Here is a 10,527-nt window from a genome sequence, read left to right as displayed (position 1 = left end):
GGCGGCTCCGCGCGGGGCGCCATCGCGGGGACGGTGCTGATGGCGCTCTCGGTCGCCGCGCTGGCCGCCACGGCGGACCTCCGCGGCGCCGCGGGGCTGGTGAGCGCCGGGCTGGCCTACGTCGCGCTCTTCGTGGGTCTCGCGGTGGCGGGCGTGCTGTGCCTGGAGATGACGCACAATGCGGTCACCGCCGCCGAGCGCACCACGGTCACCTCGACCAGTTCGCTGTCCCTCCAGGGCGGCGGGGCCGCGGCCAACCTGGCGCTCGGCGCCCTGGCCGCCCAGGCCGGCCTGCCGGTGGCGTGGGGGATCACGGCGGCGGTGGCGCTGGTCTCGGTGCTGGTGTTCGTCCGGATGCCCCTGATCGGGGTGGTCACGAACTCCAGTCCAGATCAGGTCCTACCGGCACGATCCGGCTCGGGTTGATGCCGGGCTGGGTGAGGTAGTAATGACGCTTGATCTGGTCGAAGTCGGTGGTTTCGCCGAAGGCCGGGATGGCATGCAGCCGGCGCGCGTACGCCCAGAGCGCCGGATAGTCCACCAGCCGGCGGACCGAGCACTTGAAGTGCGTGTGATAGACGGCGTCGAACCTGGCCAGACTCGTGTAGAGGCGCACATCGCTGTCGGTGAGCGTGTCGAAGAGGTGCTCCGACCCGGCCAGGCGCACCTCCAGGAAGTCGAGGGTGGTGAACACCCGCGCGACCGCCTCCTCGTACACCTGCTGGTCACGGGAGAAGCCGGCCTCGTAGACCGCGTTGTTGAGGCCGTGGTAGAGGCGGTCGTTCATGATGTCGATGTCGGGGCGCAGGCGTTCCGGATAGAGGTCGGGGGAGGTCCCCCATGACGTCTCCAGGTCGAGGGTGATCTGGGGGAAGTCGTTGGTGACGATCCGCTTGTCCTGGGTGTCCCAGACGCAGGGGACGGTGTAGCGGCCCGTGTAACCGGGGTCGGTGGCGAGGTAGAGCTCCGACAGATATTCCGGGTCGCCGCCAGGGACGCGCCAGCCCTTCTCGTCCCTGATGGGGTCCACGATCGTGACGTCCAGCAGCTCCTCCAGGCCGAGGAGCGCGCGGACGATCAGCACCCGCTGGGCCCACGGGCAGGCGTAGGAGGCGTAGAGCCGGTAGCGGCCGGGCTCGGGCGGGCCCAGGCGATCGGTGAAACGGTTGGGCTGCCGGACGAAGCGGCCATCGGCGTCGAACTCGCGGCTCGGCTTCATGACCCCAGTAGAACACGATTCGGGCACAGAACTATATTCGGGCGTGTGGCGAAATTTGTGGTGACACCCTCGAACGCGGCGCAGCGGGAGGCGTGGGTAGGCGGGACGATCCCCGGCGTCGAACGGGTACGGCCGGGAGTGTGGTCGGTCCCGGTGCCGATCCCGATCAACCCCCTCCGGTACGTGCTGGTCTACGTCCTCGAACTGCCCGACGGCGTGGCGATCATCGATGCCGGCTGGAACACCGACGAGGCGTACGACGCGCTCGTCGCGGGCCTGGGCGTGGCCGGGTACGCGATCACCGACGTCAAGGGCGTGCTCGTCACCCACATCCACCCCGACCACTACGGCCTGGCCGGACGGGTCCGCGAGATGTCCGGCGCCTGGATCGCGCTGCATCCCGCGGACGCCCGCCTGGTGCGCGAACGTTACGACGACGCGGCCATCGACTCCCTCGTCCAGCGCGAGCGGTCGCTGCTGCAGCGCTGCGGCGTCCCCGAGCTGACCCTGGACGAGCTGGCGGGGGCGTCCATGATGATCAGGCACATGGTCTCGATGGCCAGGCCGGACCGGCTGGTCGAGGACGGTGAGGAGCTCGGCCTGCCCGGCTGGGACCTGCGGGCCGTCTGGACGCCCGGGCACTCGCCCGGCCACCTGTGCTTCGTCTCTCCCGAGCGCAAGGTGCTGTTCTCGGGTGACCACGTGCTGGCGAAGATCACGCCCATCGTGGCCGTGCATCCCCAGTCGGGGCCCAACCCGCTGGCCGACTACCTCGACTCACTGGCCGCCGTACGCAAGCTGGACGTGGACGAGGTGCTGCCCGCGCACGAGTTCCGCTTCCTCGAACTGGCCGAACGGGTGGACACCGTGATGGCGCACCACGACGAGCGGCTGGCCGAGATCGAGCGGGTGCTCGGCGCGGCAGGGGCGTCGTCGTGCTGGGAGGTGGCCACCCGGTTGACCTGGTCGCGGCCGTGGGAGACGATCCCGCCGTTCATGCGGCGCTCGGCCAACAACGAGACGCTGGCTCACCTGGCCTGGTTGGAGGCGAAGGGGCGGGTAGTGCGGCAGGCGGGGCAGCCGGACCTGTGGCTGAAGCCCTGAGGCGGTTATCGTACTCATACTAGAATGTTGTTCTCCTGCGCGGGAGGTTCGATGCTTCGGTTCGATGACAGGGTCGCGATCATCACGGGGGCCGGGCACGGCCTCGGCAGGTCACACGCCCTCCTGCTGGCCGAGCGGGGCGCCAAGGTCGTGGTCAACGACCTCGGCGGCGCGCTCGACGGCACGGGCGCCTCGACGGGGCCGGCCGCCGAGGTCGCCGACCTCATCACGAAGAACGGCGGCCAGGCGGTGGCCAACGCCGACGACATCTCCACGCCCGAAGGGGCCAGGGCCGTCGTCCAGGCGGCCGTGGACGCGTTCGGCAAGGTCGACATCGTCGTCAACAACGCGGGCATCCTGCGCGACAAGTCGTTCGGGAAGATGACGGTCGAGGAGTTCGACGCGGTGCTTGCCGTGCACGTGCGCGGCTCCTACCTGGTCAGCCAGGCCGCCTACCCGCTGATGAAGGCGGCCGGTTACGGGCGCGTCGTCAACACCTCCAGCCCGGCAGGGCTGTTCGGGAACTTCGGGCAGGCCAACTACTCCACCGCCAAGATGGGCCTGGTCGGCCTGACGAAGACGATCGGCATCGAGGGCGCGCGCAATGGCATCAAGGCCAACGCGATCGCCCCCGTCGCCTGGACCCGGATGACGGAGGCGCTGCTGCCGGCCGAGTTCGAGGCGAAGTTCACGCCCGAACGGGTCAGCGCGCTGGTCGCCTATCTCGTGCACGAGTCGTGCGAGGCCAGCGGCGAGGTCTTCACCGTCGGCGGCGGGCGGGTGGCGCGGGTGTTCGTGGCCGAGGGGCCCGGCTGGAAGGCCGACGACGTCACGCCCGAGGCGATCGAGGCCAACTGGGAGGCGGTCATGGCCGAGCAGCCGTACGTGCTGACGGCCGGCGACTCGATGAAGGCGATGCTCTGAAGAGACCGCCCCGAGAGTGTGGTGGCTGTTAACGAGGCGGTAACGGTATCGCGGCCGGTCGCGGCGCTCTGACCGGGCCGTCGCCGTCCGCGACGATCTGACTGCGCCGCGGTCGCGGACCACCTCCACGTGCCGCCGCGTCGGGCTCCGCCGCAGGTGAAGCCGCTTTTTCCGGGCGCCGGTCCCTTGACAGGGGCCGGTGCTCGGCACGTCCGCCCGATGTCGGAAATGTCGATACGAACGGGTTGGAACGCCGCCTTTGTTCGATCTCCGGCGGAAGTTGGGGGAGTTTGGTCGATTATCACTCTTGATTTGCCGCATCGGTGATCTTATTGTCGCGGCATGACCCCCCTGCCGGGCTCTGCCGGCGACGTGCTGACGCTGATCAGTGCGGGCTCCGCGACGACCCGTTCCGACCTGGCGAAGCTGACCGGCCTGGCCAGATCCACGATCTCCCAGCGCGTCGACGCGCTGATCGAACGCGGACTCGTCGAGGAGACCGAGAGCGGCGAGTCCACCGGCGGCCGGCCGCCGCGCCAGCTGCGCCTGCACACCGAGGAGCACGCCTTCGCCGGCGTGGACCTCGGCGCCACGCACTGCCGGGTGGCGCTGATGGACATCTCGGGCGAGGTGCTGGCCGAGTGCGAGGACGGGCTGCTGATCGGGGAGGGCCCCGAGACGGTGCTCGCCCACGTGGACCAGCGGCTCGACCACCTGCTCGACCGGGTCGGACGGCCGCGCTCGGCGCTGCGGGCCATCGGCATCGGCGTGCCGGGGCCGGTGGAGTTCGCCACCGGACGGCCGAACAACCCGCCGATCATGCCGGGCTGGAACGACTACCCCGTCCCCGAGTACTTCGACGGCGTCGAGGTCCTGGTGGACAACGACGTCAACGTGATGGCGCTGGGTGAGCACCGCAACGCCTTCCCCGGCGCCAGCCACCTGCTGTTCGTCAAGGTCGGCACCGGCATCGGCTGCGGCATCATCGCCGAGGGCACGCTCCACCGGGGGGCCCAGGGCTCGGCCGGCGACATCGGGCACATCCGGGTCAGCGGCCACGACGACGCCGGCTGCCGGTGCGGCAACAGCGCCTGCCTCGAAGCCGTGGCCGGTGGGGCCGCGATCGCGCGGAGGCTGAGCGAGCTGGGCCTGTCGGCCGAGTCGGGAGGCGACGTGGTGGCGCTCGTCCAGGCGGGCGACACCCAGGCGCTGCGCCTGGTCAGGGAGGCCGGCCGGCTGATCGGCGAGGTGCTGGCCGGCCTGGTCAACTTCTTCAACCCCGAGGTCATCGTCATCGGCGGCGCGCTGTCGCGGGTGCACGAGCATCTGCTGGCCGGGATCAGGGAGACGGTCTACCGCAGATCGCTGCCGCTGGCCACGCACCATCTGTCCATCACGCCGAGCCGTACCGGCATCAATGCCGCCGCGCTCGGCGCCGGAATCCTAGCGATCGAGCATTACCTGTCACCCGACAACATCAACCGCATCGTCAACGCCTGAAAGGGACTTCCCGATGCTGGTCATGAAGGGCATCGTCAAGCAGTTCCCCGGCGTGCGCGCGCTGGACGGGGTCGATCTGGACGTACGCGCGGGCGAGGTCCACTGCCTGCTCGGCCAGAACGGCGCCGGAAAATCCACCCTGATCAAAGTGCTCGCCGGAGTGCACCAGCCGGACGAGGGCACCATTTTGTTCAACGGGAGCGAAGTACGTCCCGGGAGCCCCATCGACGCCATCAAACTCGGCTTCGCCACCATCTACCAGGAACTCGACCTGGTCGACGGGCTCACCGTGGCCGAGAACATCTTCCTCGGCCACGAGCACGCCCGCCTGGGCTTCGTCAACAGAGGCGAGGGCCGGCGCGCCGCGCGCGAGGTGCTCGAACGCCTGGGTCACCCCGAGATCCGCCCGTCGGCCGAAGTCGGGCGGCTGTCGCCGGCGGCCAAGCAGGTCGTCTCGATGGCCCGCGCGCTCTCGCACGACGCGCGCCTGATCATCATGGACGAGCCGTCCGCCGCCCTCGCCCACGACGAGGTGGCCAACCTCTTCCGCATCATCCGCGAGCTCACCGCCCAGGGTGTGGCCGTGGTCTACATCTCCCACCGCCTGGAGGAGATCCGCGAGATCGGCGACCGGGTCACGGTGCTGAAGGACGGCCGTACGGTCGCCGTCGGCCTGTCCGCGAGCCAGACCCCGACCACGCAGATCGTCTCCCTGATGACGGGCAGGAACGTCGAGTACGTCTTCCCGCCCAGGGGCGGCCGCGAGCCGGGCGAGGAGGTGCTGCGGGTGGAGAACCTCACCTCGCCCGGCGTCTTCTCCGACGTCTCGTTCTCTGTGCGGGCGGGCGAGATCGTGGGCCTGGCCGGGCTCGTCGGCTCGGGCCGCTCGGAGATCCTCGAAGCCGTGTACGGCGCCCGCCCCGCCTCCGGCCGCGTCCTGCTCGAAGGCCGCCCGGTGCGCCGCGGCGTCGTCGGCACGGTCAAGCGAGGCATGGGCCTGGCCCCCGAGGAACGCAAGGCCCAGGCCCTGCTCCTCGACCAGAGCGTGACCGCCAACATCACGCTGGGCACCCTGCCGGGCTTCTCCAAGTTCGGCTGGATCGACCGCAAACGTGAGCTGGACGAGGCCAAGCGCCTTTCCGAGATGCTCGACATCCGGCCACCCGACCCCGAACGCCCGATCCGCACCCTGTCGGGCGGCAACCAGCAGAAGGCCGTGCTCGCCCGCTGGCTGCTCGGCGGCACCAAGCTGCTCCTGCTCGACGAGCCGACCAGAGGCGTGGACGTGGGCGCGAGGGCCGAGCTGTACGCGGTCATCCACGACCTGGCCGAGCAGGGCATCGGCGTGCTCCTGGTCTCCAGCGAGGTGCCCGAGGTGCTCGGCCTGGCGGACCGGGTGCTGGTGCTGCGCGAAGGGGTCGTCATCCACGAGGGCGAGGCCGAAGGGCTGGACGAGCACCGCGTACTGGACATGATCATGAATGGGAGGGCGGCGTGATGAGCGAGCCCACGACGGACCGGCCCCCGGGGAAGACGGCCGCCCTGTCACTGCCGTCGATCCGCGGCGTCGGAGAGATGCGCCACCTCGGCCTGTTCGGCGCGCTGGCGCTGCTGGTCGTGGTCGGCCTGGTCACCCGGCCGGACAACTTCGCGACCGCCTCCAACCTGGTCAGCATCCTGTCGCTGGCGGCCACCATCGGCGTGATCACGGTCGGGGCCACGTTCGTCATCATCGGCGGGGGCATCGACCTTTCGGTGGGCGCGGTCATGGCGCTGGCCTCGGTGTGGGCGACGACGTTGGCCACGCAGTCGTACGGGCCGGTGGTGATGGGGATCTGCGCGATCCTCGTCGGCACCGGGGCGGGGCTGGTCAACGGGTGGCTGATCGCCTACGGGCGGCTGGTGCCGTTCATCGCCACGCTGGCCATGCTGGTGGCCGCGCGCGGCCTGGCGCAGCGCATGTCCGACCGCAAGACGCAGCTGATCCAGTCCGACAACGCGGCCATCGTGGATCTGTCGACCACTCGCGTGGCCGGCATCCCGCTGCTCGTCTACGTCTTCGCCTTCGTCGTGATACTCGGGTGGGTGCTGCTCAACCGCACGACGTTCGGGCGGCGCACCTACGCGGTCGGCGGCAACCCCGAGGCGGCCCGCCTGGCCGGCATCGACGTGCGCAGGCACACGATGCTGCTCTACGCCCTGTCCGGGCTGTGCTGCGGCATCGCGGCCATTCTGATCATGGCGCGCACCACCACCGGCTCGTCCACCCACGGCGACCTGTACGAGCTCGACGCGATCGCCGCGGTGATCATCGGCGGCACGCTGCTCACCGGAGGGCGAGGCACGATCATGGGCTCCATCCTGGGCCTGCTGATCTTCACCCTCATCACCAACCTGTTCATCCTCAACGGCCTCAACACCAGCGACCAGCTGATCGCCAAGGGCCTGATCATCGTCGTCGCCGTCCTTCTCCAGCGGCGGAACCTGAAGGAGAGAGCACCATGAGTGACAACGTCGCCCGCAGGGGATTCCTCGTCGGCGGTCTCGGCGGAGCCGTTCTCTTAGCGACCGGCTGCACCAGCAACGAGCCCGCGGCCGCTCCGTCGAGCGCGGCCCCGGCTCCGGCCCAGGCGACCGGCGGCAACGACCAGCCGGGCACCAAGGTCGTGATCGGATTCTCGGCCCCGGCCGCCGACCACGGCTGGATCGCGGCCATCGCCAAGAACGCCGAGAGCGCCGCCAAGCAGTATTCCGACATCGAGTTCAAGCCCGTCGAGCCCACCAACGACATCAACCAGCAGATCTCCGCGGTCGAGTCGCTGATCGCGGCCAAGGTGAACGCGCTGGTGATCCTGCCCAACGACGGCCAGCAGCTCAACCAGGTCGCGCTGCAGGCCACCGAGGCGGGCATCCCGGTGATCAACCTTGACCGCATCTTCCCCGACAAGCTCGCCTACCGGACCTGGATCGGCGGCGACAACTACGGCATGGGCGTGGCCGCCGGCCACTACATCGGCAAGGAGCTCAAGAGCAAGAACGTGGCGAACCCCGTGATCGTCGAGATCCAGGGCATCGCCACGCTGCCCCTGACCCAGGACCGCAGCAAGGGCTTCGCCGACGCGCTCAAGACGTACGGGTTCAAGGTCACGGCCCAGCAGGACGCCCAGTTCACCGTCGAGACCGGCAACGAGGTGGCCACCTCGCTGCTCCAGGCGCACAAGAAGATCGACGCGCTCTGGAACCACGACGACGACCAGGGCGTGGGCGTGCTCGCCGCGATCAAGGAGGCGAACCGGAACGAGTTCATCATGGTCGGCGGCGCGGGTTCGCTGAACGCGATGAAGGAGATCCAGTCGGGCACGTCCGTGCTCAAGGCGACGGTCACCTACAGCCCGACCATGGCCTCCTCGGCGATCAAGCTGGCGCGTCTGATAGCACAGGGGAAGGGCATGAGTGATCTGGTGGAGAACCAGGTTCCCCAGTCGATCACACTCGCGTCCGAGACCATCACCAAGGACAACGTCGAGAAGTACCTGGCGCTCGGCTTCGAGTCCTGATCCTGATCGGGGGTTGCATGTCAGACAGAACCACCATCGGCGTGGGCATGGTCGGCTACGCCTTCATGGGCCGTGTCCACTCCCAAGCCTGGCGAAGCGTGGGCGCCTTCTTCGACCTGCCGCTGGCACCGCGCATGGCGGTGCTCTCCGGCAGGTCCAAGGAGCGCACCGAGGCGGCCGCCGCGCAGCTCGGCTGGGACGCCGTCGAGACGGACTGGAGAGAGCTGGTCAAGCGCGACGACGTGCAGATCGTCGACATCTGCACGCCGGGCGACTCCCACGCCGAGATCGCCATCGCCGCGTTGCAGGCCGGCAAGCACGTACTCTGCGAGAAGCCGCTGGCCAACACCGTGGCCGAGGCCGAGGCCATGGTGGCGGCCGCCGCCGTGGCTCCGGGCAAGAGCATGGTGGCCTTCAACTACCGGCGGGTGCCCGCGATCGCGCTCGCCCGCCGGTACGTCGAGGAGGGCCGGATCGGCGAGATCAGGCACGTACGCGCCGCGTACCTGCAGGATTGGATCGTCGATCCGGAGTTCCCGCTGGTCTGGCGGCTGCAGAAGGACAAGGCGGGCGCCGGCGCGCTGGGTGACATCGGCTCGCACATCGTCGACGCCGCCCAGTTCATCACCGGCCAGAACGTGGTGGGCGTGTCCGCGCTGACGGAGACGTTCATCAAGGAGCGGCCGCTGGCTGCGGAGTCGGCGGGGCTGGGCGCCACCGGCTCCTCCGCCCGCGGCACCGTCACCGTCGACGACGCCGCGCTGTTCATCGGCCGGCTGTCGGGCGGCGCGGTGGCCTCCTTCGAGGCCACCCGCTTCGCCAACGGGCGCAAGAACGCGATGCGCATCGAGATCAACGGCTCGCGCGGCAGCCTGGCCTTCGACTTCGAGGCGATGAACGAGCTCTGGTACAGCGCCGACGGCGGCGGCTTCGAGCGCATCCTGGTCACCGAGCCCGACCACCCGTACGTCGGCGCCTGGTGGCCGCCCGGCCACGGACTCGGCTACGAGCACACTTTCACCCACGAGATCAAGGACTTCCTGGAAGCGGTCGCCACCGGAGCCGACCCGACGCCCTCGTTCGCCGACGGGCTGCGGGTGCAGCGGGTGCTGGAGGCGGTCGAGCGCAGCGCGGCTGAGGGCAGCCGCTACACGGACGTGGAGGACTGATGAGACCAGTCACGCTGTTCACGGGACAGTGGGCCGACCTGCCCTTCGAGGAGGTGTGCAGGCTGGCGGCCGAATGGGGCTACGACGGCCTGGAGATCGCCTGCTCGGGTGACCACTTCGACGTGGCCCAGGCTGTGTCGGACCCGTCGTACGTGGAGCAGAAGCGCGCGCAACTGGACAAGCACGGCCTGAAGGTATGGACGATCTCCAACCACCTCGTGGGCCAGGCCGTGTGCGACCATCCCATCGACGAGCGGCACAAGGCCATCCTCCCGGCGCGCATCTGGGGCTCGGGCGACCCCGAGTCCGTGCGCCAGGCGGCGGCCGAGGACCTGAAGAACACCGCCCGCGCCGCCGCGCTGCTCGGCGTGGACACCGTGGTGGGCTTCACGGGCTCGTCGATCTGGCACACGGTCGCGATGTTCCCGCCGGTGCCCGCCTCCATGGTGGACGCCGGCTACCAGGACTTCGCCGACCGCTGGAACCCGATTCTCGACGTCTTCGACGAGGTCGGGGTGCGTTTCGCGCACGAGGTGCACCCGAGCGAGATCGCCTACGACTACCACACCACCGTGCGCACCCTGGAGGCCATCGGCCACCGGCCCGCGTTCGGCCTCAACTGGGACCCGTCCCACATGGTGTGGCAGGACATCGACCCGGTCGGGTTCATCCTCGACTTCAAGGACCGCATCTACCACGTGGACTGCAAGGACACGCGGGTCCGGGTCGGCGACGGCCGCAAGGGCCGCCTGTCGTCGCACCTGCCGTGGGCGGACATGCGCCGAGGCTGGGACTTCGTCTCGACCGGCCGCGGCGACGTGCCGTGGGAGGACTGCTTCAGGGCGCTCAACTCGATCGGGTACGAAGGGCCGATCTCGATCGAGTGGGAGGACGCGGGGATGGACCGGCTGGACGGGGCCAAGGAGGCGCTGTCCTACATCCGCACCCTCAACTCCATCACCCCGCCGACCACGGCCTTCGACGCGGCCTTCTCGACCACGTAGCAGCCGTTCTGTGCGCCCCTCGGCCCCCTGGGCCGGGGGGCGTATCCTTT

The 10,527-nt window shown here is 69.6% G+C and carries 10 protein-coding genes; 9 read left to right on the top strand and 1 reads right to left on the bottom strand.

Features of this window, described 5'->3' with window-relative positions:
* A partial coding sequence (locus tag ABFX54_RS38595) for a hypothetical protein (protein ID WP_346111737.1) occupies positions 1-426 on the top strand: 426 nt, incomplete at its 5' end.
* Here the strand turns inward: ABFX54_RS38595 and ABFX54_RS38590 are convergent.
* Positions 374-1,219: a glutathione S-transferase family protein gene (locus ABFX54_RS38590; RefSeq protein WP_346111736.1), complete on the bottom strand. Its 846-nt coding sequence runs from the start codon at positions 1,217-1,219 to the stop codon at positions 374-376. The two genes, ABFX54_RS38595 and ABFX54_RS38590, sit on opposite strands and share 53 nt — an antisense overlap.
* A 45-nt stretch (positions 1,220-1,264) precedes the next feature.
* Here ABFX54_RS38590 and ABFX54_RS38585 point away from each other — a divergent pair, with 45 nt between their 5' ends.
* The 8 genes from ABFX54_RS38585 (at position 1,265) to ABFX54_RS38550 (ending at position 10,477) form a co-directional block, all read left to right on the top strand.
* A complete protein-coding gene (locus ABFX54_RS38585; protein ID WP_346111735.1) occupies positions 1,265-2,323 on the top strand; it encodes an MBL fold metallo-hydrolase in 1,059 nt (352 codons plus the stop codon).
* Positions 2,324-2,374: 51 nt separating this feature from the next.
* On the top strand, positions 2,375-3,247 hold the full coding sequence (locus ABFX54_RS38580; protein WP_346111734.1) for an SDR family oxidoreductase: 873 nt from the start codon (positions 2,375-2,377) through the stop codon (positions 3,245-3,247).
* Positions 3,248-3,589: 342 nt separating this feature from the next.
* Positions 3,590-4,747: an ROK family transcriptional regulator gene (locus ABFX54_RS38575; RefSeq protein WP_346111733.1), complete on the top strand. Its 1,158-nt coding sequence runs from the start codon at positions 3,590-3,592 to the stop codon at positions 4,745-4,747.
* Positions 4,748-4,760: 13 nt separating this feature from the next.
* Entirely contained in the window at positions 4,761-6,245 is a 1,485-nt protein-coding gene (locus ABFX54_RS38570) for a sugar ABC transporter ATP-binding protein (protein ID WP_346111732.1), read from the top strand.
* Positions 6,245-7,252, top strand: coding sequence for an ABC transporter permease (locus ABFX54_RS38565; RefSeq protein ID WP_346111731.1), 1,008 nt, complete (start codon positions 6,245-6,247; stop codon positions 7,250-7,252). The genes ABFX54_RS38570 and ABFX54_RS38565 overlap by 1 nt, the downstream gene beginning before the upstream one ends.
* Positions 7,249-8,304, top strand: coding sequence for an ABC transporter substrate-binding protein (locus ABFX54_RS38560; RefSeq protein WP_346111730.1), 1,056 nt, complete (start codon positions 7,249-7,251; stop codon positions 8,302-8,304). The genes ABFX54_RS38565 and ABFX54_RS38560 overlap by 4 nt, the downstream gene beginning before the upstream one ends.
* A gap of 17 nt (positions 8,305-8,321) precedes the next feature.
* Positions 8,322-9,473, top strand: a complete 1,152-nt coding sequence (locus ABFX54_RS38555) for a Gfo/Idh/MocA family protein (protein ID WP_346111729.1) — start codon at positions 8,322-8,324, stop codon at positions 9,471-9,473.
* On the top strand, positions 9,470-10,477 hold the full coding sequence (locus tag ABFX54_RS38550; RefSeq protein ID WP_346111742.1) for a sugar phosphate isomerase/epimerase family protein: 1,008 nt from the start codon (positions 9,470-9,472) through the stop codon (positions 10,475-10,477). The genes ABFX54_RS38555 and ABFX54_RS38550 overlap by 4 nt, the downstream gene beginning before the upstream one ends.
* Positions 10,478-10,527: the final 50 nt, after the last annotated feature.

Origin of the sequence: Nonomuraea maheshkhaliensis (genome assembly GCF_039529435.1) — a bacterium.
Taxonomy (GTDB): Bacteria; Actinomycetota; Actinomycetes; order Streptosporangiales; family Streptosporangiaceae; genus Nonomuraea; species Nonomuraea maheshkhaliensis.
This window is presented reverse-complemented; position numbering and strand designations above follow the sequence as displayed.